We start from the raw sequence: 16,073 nt of genomic DNA, 5'->3' as shown, positions 1-16,073 counted from the left end.
CCTCTTCCACGACTGATCGCCTCCAATGACTGATGCAAGCCAAACCCTGAGCAGCGCCCTCAAAGACAGCAACATGCTGGAAATCGATGGGTTGTTCTGTTTTGAATTTTCGTTCGACAACGACCTGTTGCAGGTCGAGTGCATGGATGGCCGGGACACCCGGCGCTGGCGCTTTAATGCCCAACAAGTGGCCCAGGCCCGGTTTGACGCGGTATTCAATCGCTGGAACATCAGCAGCGACTCTGGCGAGCACTTGCTGGTGTGCATGAGTGCATTCAGCCCCAGCGACGACGGCGATGAGGGCGACAACGAATCTGAGGGGGTTTGAGGGGAGGCTGCGTCACTCGGTCGCAGCCCGCGGTTGATGGGGGCTGCGTCTTAGTATCAATCCCAGTGATAGAAAGTAGTGTTACAAAGAATTTCATCGCGGCGTTGCCCCGGGCGTAAGTTGGCTTCACGGCCCCAACGGGCAAGCAAGCCAACCAACACCCCGAGGTTTACGCGATGAATTTCAATCTCTTCTCCGTTATTGCCGCATCCGCCATCTCTGCCAGCGTGGTCCTGCCGGCCAGTGCCAGTGTGGAAATCAGCGACAAGAAATCCGCCACCTACACCCACAAATACCTGCAACAGAGCGCCAACTTCTACGCCGCCCTGGATCACAAGACCCCGCGCTGAGGTACGTGGCCAGGTTTACCTGGCCATGATCGCGACAAACAACGGCGCCGCCAGAATCGACCCCAGCCACCCGCGTACACGTGGGTACGGTGCCTGCTCGAACCAGTCGCGGTCGACATGGGCGAACTGGCGCACGAACGGCGCCAGGGCAAAGTCGGCCAGGCTCAGGTGCCCGGCCACCAACGCGTCGCGCCCTTGCAGGCGTTGCTCCAGGTCGGTGAGGAACACTTCGCCCTGGCTGCGATAAAACGCCATGGAGTGCGCGGGATAGCGCTCGGCGTACTTGTAGTGGTTCAAGTGCACCTTGAACACCCGGTCGTTGGCCTCGATCAGCGCGGCGCTGTCCTGTTGCGCGGGCAGGTTGCCCTGTAGCCGCCAATCGTCGGGGTCGTGCTGGGCCAGGGCCCAGAGCATGATTTCCAGGCTTTCGTCGATTACCCCCGCACCCGTGTCCAGCACCGGCACCGTGCCCTTGCTCGACAGGGCGAGCATTTCGGCGGGCTTGGCCTTGAGGCTCACTTCCACGATACGCAGCGCCACCGCGCTGTAGCGCAAAGCCATGCGCGCGCGCATGGCATAAGGGCAGCGGCGGAAGGAATACAGCGTCACCTCACTCATTTCACCTCCACGGTGCTCAGGCCATTGCCCTGGCGGCGCACCTGGATCTGCACCGCGATACGCTCGTGCATTTCCTGCACGTGGGAAATCACCGCCACCTTGCGCCCCTGGGCCTGCAAGCCATCAAGGGCGTCCATGGCCAGTTGCAGGGATTCGGGGTCAAGGCTGCCAAAGCCTTCGTCGATAAACAGCGACTCGATCTTCAGGGTACTGGAGGCCATGGATGCTAAACCGAGCGCCAGGGCCAGGGACACCAAAAAGGTTTCGCCCCCCGACAGCGAATGCACCGAACGCAGTTCGTCGCCCATTTCCGTGTCCATCACCAACAGCCCCAGCATGCTGCCGCCGCGCTTGAGGCGGTAGCGGCGCACCAGTTGGCGCAGTTGTACGTTGGCGTGGTGCACCAGCAGGTCGAGGTTGTAGGCCTGGGCGATCTTGCGGAAGGTATCGCCGGTGGCCGAGCCGATCAACGCATTGAGCCGCGCCCAGCGCTGATACTCGTCATAGGCCTGGGCGATCTGCTGCGCCAGGGCCTGGTTGGCCGCTTGCCGGCGCTGGTCTTCGGCCTGCTCGGCGCGCAACTGGGCGCTGTGTTCTTCGCTGGCGGCCAGTTGCCCTTGCACCTCGGCCAAGGCCTGGGCCAGGGGTTCGGCGTCGAGGTAGTCATTGTGCTGAGCCTGATGCTCCTGCAAACGCTGGTCGCGCTCGTGCAACAGCACCTTGGCCTGTTCGAGCGCTTTTTCACTGTGCTGCAGACCTTGGCGCATCTGGTTGAACTGCACTTCGTCGATGTCGAGCAATTGCACCAGGCCGGCGTCGTCCAGTTGCGGATGGCGCGCGCGCCACTGCACCAGGCGCACCTCAAGTTCTGCCGCCTCGCCCTGGAGCGCTTGCTGGCGTTGTTGTGCGGCGTTGAGTTCGGCGCTCAGTTGCAGCAGGCGATCGCTGTTGTCCTGGCGCGCCTGGCGGGCGGCGGCTTCGGCGCTGCGGGCCTGCTCGACGTGTTCGTGCAGGGTGTGTTGCCACTGTTCGGCACCGGGCTGCTCGCCCAGCAGCGCAGTGAGCGCTTGCTGGCTGGCCAGTTGCTGGGCGGCGAGGGTGCTGAACTGTTGTTCGGCGGCCTGTTGCTGAAGCTGGCGGGCCTGCTGGCGTTCTTGCTCCAGCTCCAGGGTTTGTTGGCGCTGTTGTTGTTCCTCGCGCTCGTCCCGTTGCTGCTGCAATTGCTCCAGGCGCTGGGCGATCTGCTGGTCCAACTGCATGAACGTGGCGGCCGGTGCTTCGCCCAGGGCGGCGAGGGTGGTGGCGGGCAACAGGCTGGCGAACACCCCGCACTCTTCCTCCTGGCGCTGGCGGTCGCTGTCCAGGGCTTGTTGCTGTTTTTCCAGGGCTTGCGCGCTCTGCTGGGCGGCTGTTTCGGCGGCGCGCAGTTGCTGCTGCAAGCGCGTGGCGTCCTGTTGCAGGGCTTGCAGCGCGGTTTGGCGCTGTTCGTCCTGGCTGATGCGCTGCTCCAACTGGCTGCTTTGTTGGGCCAGCCAGGCGTCGCGGGCGGCGGCTTCCTGGGCAAGCAACGCCGGCGCGTGGGGGTGGGCGTCGAGCAGGGGCGCCAGGGCCTGCTGCTGGTTGGCCAGTTGCTCCTGTTGTTGCAGCAGCTCTTTTTGCTGGGCGATCACGCCGCCGACCTGGGCGCGTAGCTCGATGAGGGTTTCCTTGAGGTGTTCGACGGCGTGTTGGGCGCGAGTCAGCTCGCCTTCGTCGTGCTTGCCCAGGCTCTGGAGCAGGGCTTCGGGTTGATGGTAGGGATGCTCGGCGCTACCGCAGACGGGGCAGGGTTGGTCGTCCTGCAATTGCTCGCGCAGTTCTTCGACACTGGCGCTGCGGGCCAGGCGTTGGCGCTCCAGCAGTTCGCGGGTGACGTTGAGGGCCTGTTCGGCGACGCTCAGTTGCTGCTTGGCCTGTACACCTTCACCAGTCAGGCGTTCGCGGTGTTGCAGGGCTTGTTGTTGGCGCTGCTGCAGGTCGAGGCTGCGGCTGTCCAGCTCTTGCTGTTGGCGCCACAGACGGGTCAGTTCTTCGAGAGCCCGCAGGTGCTTGCGGTTGTCCTGCAACAGGGTGCCGAGCAACTGGATCTGCTCGGCCACGGCCTGAGGCTCGGCCCCGGCCTCTTGGTACAGCAGCTCCAGCTGTTGGCGCTGCTGGGTCAGTTGCTCGGCGGCGACGGCTGCGCTGCGGGCCAGTTCCGGCAGCTCCGCTTGCCCTTGGTTGAGGCGATTGCCCACCAGCACCAGGTTCTGCAAGCGATCGCGGTAAGCGTTCCAGGCGTCGGCCAGGGGCGCGAGTGGCGTGCTTTGGGCCAGTTGCGTGGCGATGTTGTCCAAGCGCGCAGCGACGGCCGTTTGCCGTGCGCGCAAAGCGTCGAGGGTGGCTTGGCCTTCGGCGCAGGCCTGTTCGGCTTGCTGCTTGAGCTCGGCGCTGTGGGCGCAGTCTTTGGCCAAGCGGGCCTGGGTCAGTTGTTCGGCGAAGGCCTGGCGCAGCAGGGGCGCGGCGCGATGTTGGCCTTGTTCGGCCTCGGCCAGGGCCTGTTGTGCCTGCGCCTGGCCCCGTTCGAGTTGGGCCTGTTGCGCTTGCAGGGCGCTTTGTTGGCTCAGGTGCTGTTCGATAGACGCCGCCAGGGGCGTGAGCTGCTGGGCGAGGTGGGCCTGGCGGGCGAACTCATGGCGTTGCGGTGCCAGTTGCTCCAAGCGCGCGACCTGCAAGCGCTGCCCGGCAAGGCTGTCCCAGTGCTGCTGGGCCTGGTGCAGTTGCTCGGCGGCGCTGTGTTGCTGCGCTTGCCACTGGCGCAGTTCCTTGAGCCAGCCGTGTTGGGCTTCCAACTGCTTGAGGCTGGCCTGGCGCGCCTTGAGCTGCTGCTGCGCTTCGTTAAAGCGCACATCCAGGGCCGCGCGCTCCTCGGGCGCCAGGGGTGTGACGCCGCTGGCCTGATCCTGCAGCAGTTTGTGGGTTTCGCGGGCCTCCTTGGCCTTGTCGAAGGCGCGCTTGCCCAGGCGCGTATAGAGGGCGGTGTCGGTGAGTTTTTCCAGCAGTTCGCTGCGGTCGTTATCGTCGGCCTTGAGGAAGGCGCTGAACTCGCTCTGCGCCAGCAGCACGGCGCGGGTGAACTGCTCGAAGTTGAGACCCAGGGCGGCTTCGAGCTGGGTTTTGTATTCGCCTTTCTGGCTGGCCAGCAAGCGATCCTGGTCGATGTCGCGCAGGCTCTGGCGGCTGGCTTGCAGTTTGCCGCTGGCCTTGTCCCGGGCGCGGTTGGCTTCCCAGCGGGCGCGGTAGCGGCGGCCGTCGATGCCGACGAAATCCACCTCGGCGTAGCCTTCGCCGGTGCCCCGGCGCAGCAGGGTGCGCGGGTCGCTGGTGGCGATTTCGCCGTCGGCGTCCGGCACCTTGGCGTCGCGGCCGGTGTTGTTCAGCCGTGGCACGCTGCCGAACAGGGCCAGGCACAAGGCGTCGAGCAAGGTACTTTTACCGGCGCCGGTGGGCCCGGTAATGGCGAACAGGCCGGTACTGGCCAGGGGTTCGGCGGTGAAGTCGATCTCAATGGGGCCGGCCAGGGAGGCGAGGTTTTTCAGGCGGATGGCAAGGATTTTCATGGTTGTTCGCTCTGCATCTGCACGTCTTGCAGCAGTTGGGCAAAGTCGCTCAGGGTCTGTTCATCGACCGCACTGCCATAGCTGTCGTGCCAGGCGCGGCTGAACAGCTCCTGGGGCGTGAGTTGGTCCAACTCGATCAGGCGCGCGCCGTCGGCCTCGCCCTCGCGGCTGCCGGTGCCGGTGCCGGCGTATTCGGCGGCGATGCGCACCAGGCGCACGGCTTTGCCTTGCAGGGCGGTTTCCACCTGTTGGCGCAGGTCCGGTTGCGGCTCGTCGAGGCGCACCCGCACCTCCAGCCAGGGTTGGCGCTGGGTGTCGGCCAGCAGGTCGATGTCGGGCAGGTCGGCCAGTTGCACGAGGATGTCGGCCAAGGGGGCCGGGCCCAGGCGTTGCAGGTTGACGGCGCGGGGAATCAGCCGTGGCTCGACGCTGACCAGGGTTTCGCCGCGCAGGCGCACGTCGAGGATCTGGTGCTGGTAGCCGATTTCCGAGAACGACAGCGGGATGGGTGAGCCGCAGTAGCGGATGCGCGCTTCGCCGTTGACCTTCTGCGGCTTGTGCAGGTGGCCGAGGGCGACATAGCTGATGCTGGGGCCGAACAGGCTGGCGGGCAGGGCCTGGGCGTTGCCGATAATCAGGCTGCGCTCGGAGTCTTCGGACACCGAACCGCCGGCCATGTGGGCGTGGCTGATGGCGATCAGGGCCTGGCCCGGCTCGCGTCGAGCGTTGGCGGCAGCGATCAGCCCTTCGTGCACCTGGCCGATACCGCGCAGGTAGTCGTCGCCCAGGTGCGTACCGGTGACTTCGGCCGGGCGCAGGAAGGGCAGCGCCAGGCACCAGGCGCCGAGGGTGCCGTCGGCCCGTGGCAACGCAATGAGCAGGCGTTCGGCGTCTAGCTGGCCATCGTCGAGCCACAGCACGCGGCCAATGGCGTGGGTGCGCAAACGGCGCATCAGCGGCGCGGGCAGTTCGATGCGTGAACCAGAGTCATGGTTGCCGGCGATCATCACGATGGTCAGCGTCGGCTGTTGCTCATGGGCACTGACGATGAAGTCGTAGAGCCGCTCCTGGGCGGTGACCGGCGGGTTGACGGTGTCGAAGATATCGCCGGCGATCAGCAGCGCATCGGGCTGTTCTGCCGCCAGTTGGCGCAACAGCCATGCGAGGAAGCAGCTGTGCTCGAAATCGCGATCCTGGCCGTGCAGGCTTTGCCCAAGGTGCCAGTCGGAAGTGTGAAACAGACGCAAGGCAGACTCCGTGAAATTCAGCGAGGGTTGTTGTTGTAGCAAACGCGCTCGCCCGCCCAGGGGCGCTGCGCCCCCAGCGCGGGTGAGCCCGCTTGCTACCTGGCAACAGACAAAAAATCATTTGGGATAAAGCGGCGGCAGGCTGCCGTTGTCGCTGACTGGGTCTTGCACGCGTTCGCTTTGGGGCAGGGTGCGGATCGCGCGCCACAGGTCTTCGCCTTGCCAGTGCTGGCCGGTTTCGCTGTAGAGCGCGCCGTTGAGACCGTCCAGGGCATCGGACAAGGGCACGAAGCGCGCCGCCATGTCGGCCAGGGTTTCTGCCTGCTGCCGGGCCCAGGCGTCCAGGGCCTGGCGCGTGGCTTGCGGGTCGTTGGCCAGGCTGGCGCGCTTGAGGTCGTCCAGCAGGGTGCGCGGGCTCGGGCCGGTTTGCGTGGCGCGCAGGATCGCGGGTTGCCAGCGTGCGCGCCACCACAGGCCGAAACCCAGCAGGGTGGTGATGGCCAGCACCAGGGTGCTCAGTTGCCATGGCCACAGCGCGCGGTTGTCGGCGGGCGCGGTGCCCGGCGTGGCGCTGGCCGGGGTATCGACCACCAGGCTGGGGTTGACCGCCACTTGCAGGGTACGCGCCGGCAGGCTGCTGCGCTCCAGATGATCTTCATGGGTGTTCCACCACACCACCTCCACGGCCGGCAGCTCGAAGGTGCCGCTGCGGCTGGGCACCAGGGCCTCGCGGTCTTCGCGGCTGCCGATCAGGCCGCGTTCGGTGTTCTGGTTGCTCAGCACCGGTTGGTCCGGGTAGCGGCGCAAGCCGTTGACGGCGGTGGCCGGCAGCGGTGGCAACTGGGCGCTGGACAGGCCTTCGGCCTTGAGGGTCAGGCTGCGGGTCAAGGAGTCGCCGACCTGGCTTTGCGCCGGATCGGGGTTCCAGCTTTCGCTCAGGCTTAGGCTGCGGGCCGGCAACCAGGGCGTGTCGGCCGGGTAGGCGGCGGGTTTGGCCTTGACCTCCAGGGGTATTTGCGCCGAGCTGACGCGCATCAACTTGCCCTGCCGTGGGGGCTGGCCGTTCTCGGTGTCCACCAGCGTGGCGCTGAACACTTGGGCCGGGATCAGCAGTTCGCCGCTGTGTTGCGGGTAGATCGCGTAGCGCAACTCGATCACGCCGTGGCGCAAGCCGTTGATGAGCTTTTCGTAGGTGCGCGATTCCCCCAGTTGTTCGATGCGCGCGTCGGGGATGTGCAGTGGGGTCAGGCTGCTGTCGTCGTACAGCGACACCGAGTGGTAGATGCGCAGGGTCAGGATGGCCTGGGCCTGCACATAGACGCTGGCCTGGTCGAGGCTGGCGTCGATGAACACCGCTTGCAGGTTGTCGACGCGCTCGTTGGTGGCGTTTTCCAGCACCTGCAGGGCGATGGCCGGGCTTTGGGCCTGGCCCAGTTGCAGCGATGGGATTTCTACGCTGCCGGTGCGCCGCGGCAGCAGGGTGATGATCCAGCGCGTGGTGGCGCGGCTGTCGTCGCCCAGGGTGGTGAGCTGGTTGACCTGGCGTGTGCCGCGTACCTCGAACAGGTTGTCCAGGGGCGTCAGGTCGGGTTTGCCGAACAGGGTGACGTCGTTGGATTCGAGGGTCAGTTCCACGGTTTCGCCCGCGTTCAGGCGGCTGCGGTCGACACTGGCGAGCAGTTGCGCGGCCTGGGCCTGGGTGGCGCAGAGCGTCAGGGCAAGCAAGAGAAGGGCGCAGCGGGTCATCGAGTTTTTCCCTGATCCTGTTGGTGTTGCTGTTCGTACCAGAACTTGCGCTTGAGCAGCTCGCCCGGGTCGTCGGGGATCTGGCGCAGCCACTGTTCCAGTGCCTGGCGGTGTTCTTCGTCGCTGCCCGCCACGGCGCCGCGCAGGGGCGGGGTGGTGGTGGCGTCATCACTCGGCTCGCCAGGCGGGTTGTCAGTATGGCCCGGTTGCCGTGGCTCCTGGGGTTGCCCTTCACCTGCGGCCGAAGGTTGTTCGGTGGATGGCTGGTCGCTGTCGCCGGCCTTGGGGGCGCCGCCGGGGTTGGACTGAGCCGGTTCGCCGTCGTTGTCGGCCGGCGGCTGGGTGGCTTGCGGGGCGGGCGGCTGTTGCTGGAGCAAGCGTTCGATCAGGGCTTTGTTGCGCAGGGCCGGTTGCAACTCGGGTTGCCGCTCAAGGGCCTGTTCGTAAGCGTCCAGCGCGGCCTCCAGTTCGCCGCTGCGGGCCAGGGCGTTGCCGCGATTGTAGTGGGCGCGGGCGTCGTTGCCCTGGGCGAAGCGCTCGGCGGCAGTGGCGTAGTCGCCGGCTTCATACAGGGCCACGCCTTGCCACTGCGGGTCCTGGAAGTGCCGGGCGGCCTCCAATGGGCGCTGTTGCTCCAGCAGGCGCTGGCCCTGTTGGTCTGGGCGCAGCCACAGGTCGTTGAAGTCCAGGGCCTGGCTGGGCTGCGGCAGCATGAACAGCAGCGGCAGGCAAAACAGCCAGCCCCGGCGCCCGGCGCACGCGGCCAGCAGCAACAATGGCAGTAGCAGCCAATGGCCCTGGTCGGCCCAGGTATCCAGGCGCAGGGTCTGGCCGTCGCTGCGCAAGGCGCGGGGGCCGTCCAACAGGCCGAGGCCGCGCAGGTCGTTGTCGTCCAGGCGCGCCTGGCGGTAGCGCCCGCCCAAGTCATTGGCAAAGGCCCTGAGGCTGGGGCTGTCCAGGCGAGAGACGAGAATCGCCCCTTGTTCGTCCTTGAGCAGGCTGCCGTCCTCCTGGGTCACGGGCGCGCCTTCGCGGCTGCCGATGCCGAGCATCAGCCACTGCGGGCCGTGGCTACCCAGGGCCTGGCGGATGCCTTGGCGTTCCTGCTCCGACAGGGTCGAGCCGATCAGCAGGATGCGGCCCTGGCCGAGGGCGCCGCGTTGGAGCAGGGTCAGGGCCTTTTCCACCGCCAGGTCGGCGCGTTGCCCGGGTTGGGGCATGATCGAGGGCTTGAGGGTTTCCAGCAGGTTGCGGCTGGTGGCCAGGTCATCGGACAGCGGCACCAGGGTGTGGGCGCTGCCGGCGTAGACGACGATGGCGGTCTGCGCGTCGCTGCGGTAGTGCAGCAGGTCCAGCAGTTTGCGCCGCGCTTGTTCCAGGCGATTGGGCGTGACGTCGCTGGCGAGCATTTGCGGGGTCAATTCCAGTACCACCACCAGCGGGTCGGCGGGTTTCTGGCTGGTTTGCTCCACGCGTTCCCAACTGGGGCCGAGCAGCGCCAGCACGGCCAACAGCCACGCCAGCCCCAGCACGATCCACGGTAAGCGGCTTTCGCGGCCATTGCCGCCGGTGAGCAGCACGCGGTGGAAGGCGGGCGGCAGAATCATCTGCCAGCGCCCGGCGCGTTTTTGCCGGTGCCACAGGTGCCACAGCAACCACCCCAGCAGGGGCAGCACCAGTAGCCAGCCGGGGCGCAGCCATTGCGGCCAGAGGGCAATCATCGGCGCCTCCGCAGCCGCAGGCGTTTAAGGCGTTGGCGCCAGTCTGGCAGCGGTTGCAGGAAGTGCTTTTTGTTGAGCAGGCGTTGCACCGGGTTATCCGGCCAGCGCTCGCGCACCACCAGCAGCATGCTCAGCAACAGGGCCAGCGCCAGCGGCCAGTGGTAAAGGCCCTGGGCGGGGCGGGCCTGGGTCGGTTGCTGGGTGACGGGTTCGAGTTGGTCGAGGGTGTTGCGGATAGCCTGCAATTGCTCGGCATCGCGGGCGCGGAAGTAGCGCCCGCCGGTGACCCGGGCGATGTCTTCTAGGGTCGGTTCGTCCAGGTCCAGGCTCGGGTTGACCCCCAGTACGCTCAGGGTGCCGCTTTGCTGTGGGTCGGCGCCGATGCCGATGGGGTAGATGGTTACGCCTTCTTCAGCCGCCAGCCGTGCGGCGGTGAGTGGGTCGATTTCGCCGCCGTTGTTGGCACCGTCCGTGACCAGGATCAGCACCCGGCTCTGGGCCGGGCGTTGGCGCAGGCGCTTGAGGCCCAGGCCGATGGCGTCGCCGATGGCGGTGTTCTTGCCAGCGATGCCGATGCGGGCTTCGTCGAGCCAGGTGCGCACGGTGTTGCGGTCGAAGGTCAGCGGAGCCTGCAAGTAGGCCTGGCTGCCGAACAGGATCAGGCCTACGCGGTCGCCTTCGCGCTGCTCCAGGAAGTCGCCCAGCAGGTGCTTGACCAGGGTCAGGCGGCTGACGTCTTCGTCTTGCCATTGCATGTCGGGGAAGTCCATCGAACCGGAGACGTCCACCGCCACCAGCAGGTCGCGGCCACTGGCGGCAATCGGTAGCGGCTCGCCGAGCCATTGCGGGCGGGCGGCGGCGCCCAGCAGCAACAGCCACAACAGGATAAACGGGGCCTGCTGGCGCCAAGTGGGCAGGTTGGCCCGGGCGCGGCGCCGGGCCAGGCCTTCGAGGTCGGCGAGGAAGCTGACGCTCAGGGCCGGCTCGCCGCTGTCGGCCACCGGCAGCAGGATGCGCAGCAGCCAGGGCAGCGGCAGCAGGGCGAAGAGCCAGGGCCAGGCGAACTCAAACATGTTTGCGGATCCAGGTTTCGACCGCTTGGGTCAGGCCGGCGATGGCCTTGTCGTCGAGCTTGCATTCGGGCTTGTAGGCGCCTTCGACCAACACCATCCAGCGTGTCAGGCCAGCGGCCGGGCAGCGGTTGTCGAGGAACGCCAGCCATTTGCGGCCATTGAGGGTGTGGCTCTGGCTATAGGGGTAGTGGTTGCGGCACAGGCGCTTGAGCAGGCCATTGAGCTGTTGCAGCCAGGCGCCGGCCGGTGCGCCGTCGTAGGGTTTGGGCAGCAGCGCCAGTTCGGCCAGGGCGGCGAGGCGCACTGGGTCCAGGGGTTGTTCGGTGCGGGCCAGCGGTGCCCGGCGTGGCAGGAAGCGCCGCAGTTGCCACAGGCCGAACCCCAGTGCCGGCAGCAGCAATGCCAGCAGCCACCAGCCCGGCGCGGGCGGCCAGAACGCCACGGGCGGCGGGGCAATCAGCGGTTGCAACTGCGCCAGTTCGTTCATGGGGTTTTCCCCGGGCGCTGCTGCGGGTTCAGGTATTCGCGCAGTTGCTCGACCATCTCGCTTTGGGTACTCAGGGGCATCAGCAGCACCCGCAGTTTTTGCGCCAGCAGTTCCCAACGGGCGATGCGCGCTTCGCTCTGGGCGCGGTAGGCCTGGCGCAAGTCGTAGTTGAGGGTGTCCAGTTCCAGTTGCGCGCCGCGTTCGGCGAAACGCAACAGGCCGGCGGCGGGCAGGGCGTGGTCCAGCGGGTCGGACAGCGGCAGCAACAGCAGGTCGCAATGGCGCGACAGCAGGCTCAATTGCTGTTCGGCGCCGTCGGACAAGGCGCGTTCGTCGCAGATCACGATCACCAGGCTACCGGGGCGCAGCACCTCGCGGGCGCGGCGCAGGGCCATGCCCAGGGCGTCGCGGTCTGGTTCGCTGTCGGTGCCCAGGCCCTGGTTGACCCGCACGAGGCGGTTGAGCAGTTGCAGCAGGCTCTGCTTGCTGCGCCGCGGCTTGACTTCGTAGTGCTGGTTGTCGCCGAACACCAGGCCGCCGACCCGGTCGTTGTGGCCCAGTGCGGCCCAACCGATGAGGCTGGCGGCCTGGGCGGCGAGCACCGATTTGAACATCAGCCCGGAGCCGAAGAACAACCGGCGGCTTTGCTCGACCATGATAAAAATCGGCCGCTCGCGCTCTTCGTGGAACAGCTTGGTGTGGGGTTCCTGGGTGCGGGCGGTGACGCGCCAGTCGATGGTGCGCACGTCGTCGCCGGCCTGGTAGACCCGCACCTGGTCGAAGTCCACGCCGCGCCCGCGCAGCTTGGAGTGGTGCAGGCCGATCAGCGGGCTGCGCTGGCTGGGGGTGGAAAACAGCTGCACTTCGCGCACGCGGTGGCGCATCTGGATCAACTCACCCAGGCTGACGCGGATTCCCGGTTCGCTGGCGGCCATGGGGCTCAAGCGACGGCTACGACGTCGAGGATGCGTTGCACCACGCGGTCCTGGTCGATGCCCGCGGCCTCGGCCTCGAAGGACAGGATGATGCGGTGGCGCAGCACGTCGAACAGCACAGCCTGGATGTCTTCGGGGCTGACGAAGTCGCGCCCCGCCAGCCAGGCGTGGGCGCGGGCGCAGCGGTCCAGGGCAATGGAGCCGCGCGGGCTGGCGCCATAGGCGATCCACTCGGCCATTTCCGGGTCGAATTTGGCCGGTGTGCGCGTGGCCATCACCAGTTGCACCAGGTATTCCTCCACGGCGTCGGCCATGTACAGGCCGAGGATTTCCTTGCGCGCGGCAAAAATCGCCTGCTGGCTGACCCGCCGCTCGGGCTTGGTTTCGCCGTTGAGGGCTTCGCCACGGGCCTGTTGCAGGATGCGCCGCTCGACGGCGGCATCGGGGAAGCCGATTTTCACGTGCATCAGGAAGCGGTCGAGCTGGGCTTCGGGCAGCGGGTAGGTGCCTTCCTGCTCGATGGGGTTCTGCGTGGCCATCACCAGAAACAGCGGTGACAACTCGTAGGTGCTACGCCCGACGCTGACCTGGCGCTCGGCCATGGCTTCGAGCAACGCCGACTGGACCTTGGCCGGGGCGCGGTTGATTTCGTCGGCCAGCACCAGATTGTGGAAGATCGGCCCTTGCTGGAACACGAAGCTGCCGGTTTCCGGGCGATAGATCTCGGTGCCGGTGATGTCGGCGGGCAGCAGGTCGGGAGTGAACTGGATGCGATGGAACTGCGCTTCAATGCCTTCGGCCAACTCTTTGATGGCCTTGGTCTTGGCCAGCCCCGGCGCGCCCTCGACCAGCATGTGGCCGTCGGCGAGCAAGGCGATGAGCAGGCGCTCGATGAGTTTTTCCTGGCCGAGAATCTGCGTTGAAAGAAAGGTTCGCAGCGCGAGCAGCGCTTCACGATGTTCCATCGATGACGGTTCCTGGAAGGGGGTGGCCCGAGGCGTCGAAATAACCCGCGGGCTGGGGTGGCTACTTTAATCCATCGCGGGGGGTGGCGACTAACGGCTTTTTCGCCGCTAGCCGTCACTACAGAGGCCGGATGGGCGCCACCATCGCGAGCAGGGGTACTTGCCGGTTGTCGAGCTGGGGGTGTTCCCGCCCGCCACAAGCGGGCCTTGCCCGCAATGAGGCCGGTACAGGCAAGCATTTATCGCGGTGGGAATACTGCGCTCCCACAGGCGTTGCATCAGCCTCTCAGCGCAAGCGCCCCGGCAGCGGCATTGCCAAACGTCTGCGCAAACTGCACCTGCGGCGCGCCATCCACCAATTTCTTCAGCCGCTGGTTGAACGCCCGGCTCACCGCGTACTGGCCGCCGGACACGGTGCGGAACTGCGCCGTGAGGGTCACGCCGTTGAGGTCCATCTTGTCGACGCCGAATACCTCCAGCGGGCCTTGCAGGTTGTACTTGAGGAAGCTGTCTTCGCGGATCGAATGGCCGGTTTCGCGGATCAGCTCCAAGGCCTTGTCCACGTCTGTGTCGTAGGTGAACTGCACCGAGAAGAACGCATAGGCAAACTGCCGCGACTGGTTGGTGACGGCTTTGATCTGGCCGAACGGCACCGAATGCACGAAGCCCTTGCCGTCGCGCAGGCGCAGGGTGCGGATGGTCAGGCCTTCGACGGTGCCGGCGTGGCCGGAGTCGAGCACCACCCAGTCGCCGATGGACAGGGTGTCTTCGATGATGATGAACAGGCCGGTAATCACGTCCTGCACCAGTTGCTGCGAACCAAAACCGATGGCCAGGCCCACCACCCCGGCACCGGCCAACAGCGGCGCGACGTTGATGCCCAGGTTGGCCATGGTGGTGATGGCGCAGATCACCACCAGGATGATTTTCACCGCGTTGCGCAGCAGCGGCAGGATGGTCTTGATCCGGGTGCTGGGCTGGCGGCTGGAGCGCTTGTTGGCCGGTGGCTTGAGGGCTTCCTGAATGGCGGTGTCCAGCACCACCCAGAACAGCCAGGTGACTAGCAGGATCAAGCCGATGCTGCTCAACGAGTCGCTGATGGCCCGGCCCACGGCGTTGCGCTGGGCAAACTCGAACAGCGACACCCCCCAGATGCGCCCCAGGATCTCGATAAAGGCAACCGCCATGACGATGCGCAACAGCGCATGCAACAGGCTGAGGAAGCGTTCCTTATAGGCGCTGCTGCGTTGCACCGCCACCGCGCTGCGGGACCTGAACAGGTGCTGCAACAGGGTGCTGAGGAACACCGTGGCAATCAGCAGCACGGTGGTGAACAGGGCGCAGCGCAGGGCTTTCTGGCTGTCTTCGCCGGCGCCGATCAGGTTGATTGCCGACACCAGCACCATCAGGAGGATGGGCCAGTACCACAACCCGGAAAAAATCCGCAGCGACTCCTGTAGCGCCGGTTGCTTCAAGCGCTGGGCCAGGGAGCGGTTGCGGATCAGGTGCGCCACCGGGCGGCGCAGGCGGATCACCAGCAGGCCGAACACCACCGAGGCCAGCAGGCCGGTGAGCACCGCGACGCTGCTGGTGATGTTGGAGCCCAATTGCCGGGCGATCTGCGGGCTGGTCAGGGCATCGCTGAGAGCGGCGAGAAAGCCGATCAAGAACAACGGCTGCGGGCAGTAGTGGCGGATGATCCGTACCGCCGGGCGCTTGTGCCCCAGGTTGAACATCACGATCACGCCCAGCAGCACCGAGGTGGAGACAATCCCGCTGCTGGTGGCATAGGCAAAACACAAAGCCAGGGCGCGGCCCACCGACGTGGGCAGCCAGTGGCTGACGTACAGCGTCAGGGGCAGGCAGATGAGCGCGGGCAACGTCCAGGGCAGGGCATAGCCCAACACCGCCAGCAGGCGTGGGCGGGCCTTTACAAAACCGCGACGCTGCAAACGCGCCACCGCCCAGCGCCCGAGCAGGTTCAGGGTGGCGAAGGTACCGACCCACAGGGCCGACAACAGCACAAAATCCCCGGCCACGCTCCACGGCGAGCGCTGCGACGGCTGGTTGACCAAGCGCCCCACCTCATCCGCAGCGCGGTCGGCCCGTAAGCGCCAGGCGTCGATCAGGTGCTCGTTGAGGTCCAGTTTGTCTTGCACTTGTTCGATGCTGGAGCTGATGGCGCCGAGCAAACCGCCCTCGACCAACAGTTCGGCCTTGGCCGGCTCAGGCTCGGCGGCCGGGGTGGGTTCAGGGGCTGCATGCAGCGCGGCGCTGGCGCACAACAGCCAGGCGCCGAGCAGTCGGGCGGTACGGGACGTGAACAAAATGCAGGCTCCTTACGCCAGGGTCTGTAAGGAACTGATCGGTTTTAGCCCTGGGAGTTCGGTTTTATCTGCCTGCGGCGGCCCTGGCTTCAGGCTTGGGCCAGGCGCCCAACGCGTAACCAGCCCACGACCACCAGAAGCACAGGTAGCCAAACAATGGTCAGCGATCGGCCTGTAGGGCGAAGGGGAGGTTTAGCACCCGCAGGCCGGGGTCTTTATGCCAGTCGAAGTTCTTGAGCAACGGCACGATGGCTACACCGACCTGTTGGCGAACCAGGTCGGCGATGCCAATGATCGAGTTCAGTTCCAGAATCTCCAACGGCTCGACCGATTCGCTCTTGATGATCGACTGCACTTTGCGGCCCACCGCCGTGGACCTGTCGTAGCGAATGAACGGCTGGGTTTTGAGCAACTCCACGGCATCGTCGATACCGGCGGTCTGTGTGGCATTGGCCATCATGGCGATGGGTTCGTTGTAGAGCAGGGTCCAGCTCAACGGCGCCCGAGCCGACCAAGCCGCGCCCTTTGGCGGCTATAAACAGTCGGGTAACGGGCGCGAGTGGGGTGAGGCGGGATTTGACCAGTACCTGGAGAGCAAGTCGCTGTTCGGGTACTTGCCGCTCTAGGGGAGCCTAAAG

13 protein-coding genes and 1 pseudogene are annotated in these 16,073 nt (G+C 66.3%); 3 read left to right on the top strand and 11 right to left on the bottom strand.

The features are described 5' to 3' along the window. Positions 1–25: 25 nt before the first annotated feature. Both AC19YT_RS15575 and AC19YT_RS15570 read left to right on the top strand, forming a co-directional pair. Positions 26–328, top strand: a complete 303-nt coding sequence (locus AC19YT_RS15575) for a DUF5629 family protein (RefSeq protein WP_500610565.1) — start codon at positions 26–28, stop codon at positions 326–328. A gap of 176 nt (positions 329–504) precedes the next feature. Beyond that, on the top strand, positions 505–678 hold the full coding sequence (locus AC19YT_RS15570; protein WP_176465129.1) for a hypothetical protein: 174 nt from the start codon (positions 505–507) through the stop codon (positions 676–678). A gap of 15 nt (positions 679–693) precedes the next feature. On the opposite strand, the gene AC19YT_RS15565 is transcribed toward AC19YT_RS15570, so the two are convergent. The 11 genes from AC19YT_RS15565 to AC19YT_RS15515 all read right to left on the bottom strand — a co-directional run bounded on the left by AC19YT_RS15565 (position 694) and on the right by AC19YT_RS15515 (position 15,892). Continuing rightward, positions 694–1,296, bottom strand: a complete 603-nt coding sequence (locus tag AC19YT_RS15565; RefSeq protein ID WP_500610564.1) for a glutathione S-transferase — start codon at positions 1,294–1,296, stop codon at positions 694–696. Further along, entirely contained in the window at positions 1,293–4,934 is a 3,642-nt protein-coding gene (locus tag AC19YT_RS15560) for an AAA family ATPase (protein ID WP_500610563.1), read from the bottom strand. Before AC19YT_RS15560 ends, AC19YT_RS15565 begins: the two co-directional genes overlap by 4 nt. After that, positions 4,931–6,181: an exonuclease SbcCD subunit D C-terminal domain-containing protein gene (locus AC19YT_RS15555; RefSeq protein ID WP_500610562.1), complete on the bottom strand. Its 1,251-nt coding sequence runs from the start codon at positions 6,179–6,181 to the stop codon at positions 4,931–4,933. The genes AC19YT_RS15560 and AC19YT_RS15555 overlap by 4 nt, the downstream gene beginning before the upstream one ends. Before the next feature lie 117 nt (positions 6,182–6,298). Beyond that, positions 6,299–7,927, bottom strand: coding sequence for a BatD family protein (locus AC19YT_RS15550; protein ID WP_500610561.1), 1,629 nt, complete (start codon positions 7,925–7,927; stop codon positions 6,299–6,301). Further along, positions 7,924–9,648 carry a vWA domain-containing protein gene (locus AC19YT_RS15545; protein WP_500610560.1) on the bottom strand — a complete coding sequence of 575 codons (1,725 nt, stop codon included), beginning with the start codon at positions 9,646–9,648 and terminating at the stop codon, positions 7,924–7,926. The genes AC19YT_RS15550 and AC19YT_RS15545 overlap by 4 nt, the downstream gene beginning before the upstream one ends. Next, a complete protein-coding gene (locus AC19YT_RS15540; protein WP_500610559.1) occupies positions 9,645–10,721 on the bottom strand; it encodes a vWA domain-containing protein in 1,077 nt (358 codons plus the stop codon). Before AC19YT_RS15540 ends, AC19YT_RS15545 begins: the two co-directional genes overlap by 4 nt. Next, the gene (locus AC19YT_RS15535) at positions 10,714–11,208 is read right to left on the bottom strand and encodes a DUF4381 domain-containing protein (protein WP_095109762.1); all 495 of its coding nucleotides are present in this window, start codon (positions 11,206–11,208) and stop codon (positions 10,714–10,716) included. The genes AC19YT_RS15540 and AC19YT_RS15535 overlap by 8 nt, the downstream gene beginning before the upstream one ends. Then, positions 11,205–12,143: a DUF58 domain-containing protein gene (locus AC19YT_RS15530; RefSeq protein WP_095109761.1), complete on the bottom strand. Its 939-nt coding sequence runs from the start codon at positions 12,141–12,143 to the stop codon at positions 11,205–11,207. Before AC19YT_RS15530 ends, AC19YT_RS15535 begins: the two co-directional genes overlap by 4 nt. A 5-nt stretch (positions 12,144–12,148) precedes the next feature. After that, a complete protein-coding gene (locus AC19YT_RS15525) occupies positions 12,149–13,108 on the bottom strand; it encodes an AAA family ATPase (protein WP_003218556.1) in 960 nt (319 codons plus the stop codon). Between the two features lie 278 nt (positions 13,109–13,386). Then, positions 13,387–15,435: a mechanosensitive ion channel family protein gene (locus tag AC19YT_RS15520; protein ID WP_095109760.1), complete on the bottom strand. Its 2,049-nt coding sequence runs from the start codon at positions 15,433–15,435 to the stop codon at positions 13,387–13,389. A 160-nt stretch (positions 15,436–15,595) separates the two neighbouring features. Continuing rightward, on the bottom strand, positions 15,596–15,892 hold the full coding sequence (locus AC19YT_RS15515) for a LysR substrate-binding domain-containing protein (protein ID WP_500610593.1): 297 nt from the start codon (positions 15,890–15,892) through the stop codon (positions 15,596–15,598). Between the two features lie 28 nt (positions 15,893–15,920). On the opposite strand from AC19YT_RS15515, the pseudogene AC19YT_RS15510 reads away from it, so the two are divergent. Next, positions 15,921–16,061 (top strand): annotated as a pseudogene (locus AC19YT_RS15510) (aldehyde dehydrogenase family protein); the annotation flags it as partial. Between the last annotated feature and the right edge of the window lie 12 nt (positions 16,062–16,073).

The organism is Pseudomonas sp. MF08875 (assembly GCF_059862525.1).
This window is presented reverse-complemented; position numbering and strand designations above follow the sequence as displayed.

What these genes read in the sequence shown, in the direction of transcription:
- AC19YT_RS15575 (WP_500610565.1), top strand. Translation starts at nt 26, where the DNA reads ATGACTGATGCAAGCCAAACCCTGAGCAGCGCCCTCAAAGACAGCAAC.
- AC19YT_RS15570 (WP_176465129.1), top strand. Translation starts at nt 505, where the DNA reads ATGAATTTCAATCTCTTCTCCGTTATTGCCGCATCCGCCATCTCTGCC.
- AC19YT_RS15565 (WP_500610564.1), bottom strand. Translation starts at nt 1,296, where the DNA reads ATGAGTGAGGTGACGCTGTATTCCTTCCGCCGCTGCCCTTATGCCATG.
- AC19YT_RS15560 (WP_500610563.1), bottom strand. Translation starts at nt 4,934, where the DNA reads ATGAAAATCCTTGCCATCCGCCTGAAAAACCTCGCCTCCCTGGCCGGC.
- AC19YT_RS15550 (WP_500610561.1), bottom strand. Translation starts at nt 7,927, where the DNA reads ATGACCCGCTGCGCCCTTCTCTTGCTTGCCCTGACGCTCTGCGCCACC.
- AC19YT_RS15545 (WP_500610560.1), bottom strand. Translation starts at nt 9,648, where the DNA reads ATGATTGCCCTCTGGCCGCAATGGCTGCGCCCCGGCTGGCTACTGGTG.
- AC19YT_RS15540 (WP_500610559.1), bottom strand. Translation starts at nt 10,721, where the DNA reads ATGTTTGAGTTCGCCTGGCCCTGGCTCTTCGCCCTGCTGCCGCTGCCC.
- AC19YT_RS15535 (WP_095109762.1), bottom strand. Translation starts at nt 11,208, where the DNA reads ATGAACGAACTGGCGCAGTTGCAACCGCTGATTGCCCCGCCGCCCGTG.
- AC19YT_RS15530 (WP_095109761.1), bottom strand. Translation starts at nt 12,143, where the DNA reads ATGGCCGCCAGCGAACCGGGAATCCGCGTCAGCCTGGGTGAGTTGATC.
- AC19YT_RS15525 (WP_003218556.1), bottom strand. Translation starts at nt 13,108, where the DNA reads ATGGAACATCGTGAAGCGCTGCTCGCGCTGCGAACCTTTCTTTCAACG.
- AC19YT_RS15515 (WP_500610593.1), bottom strand. Translation starts at nt 15,892, where the DNA reads ATGGCCAATGCCACACAGACCGCCGGTATCGACGATGCCGTGGAGTTG.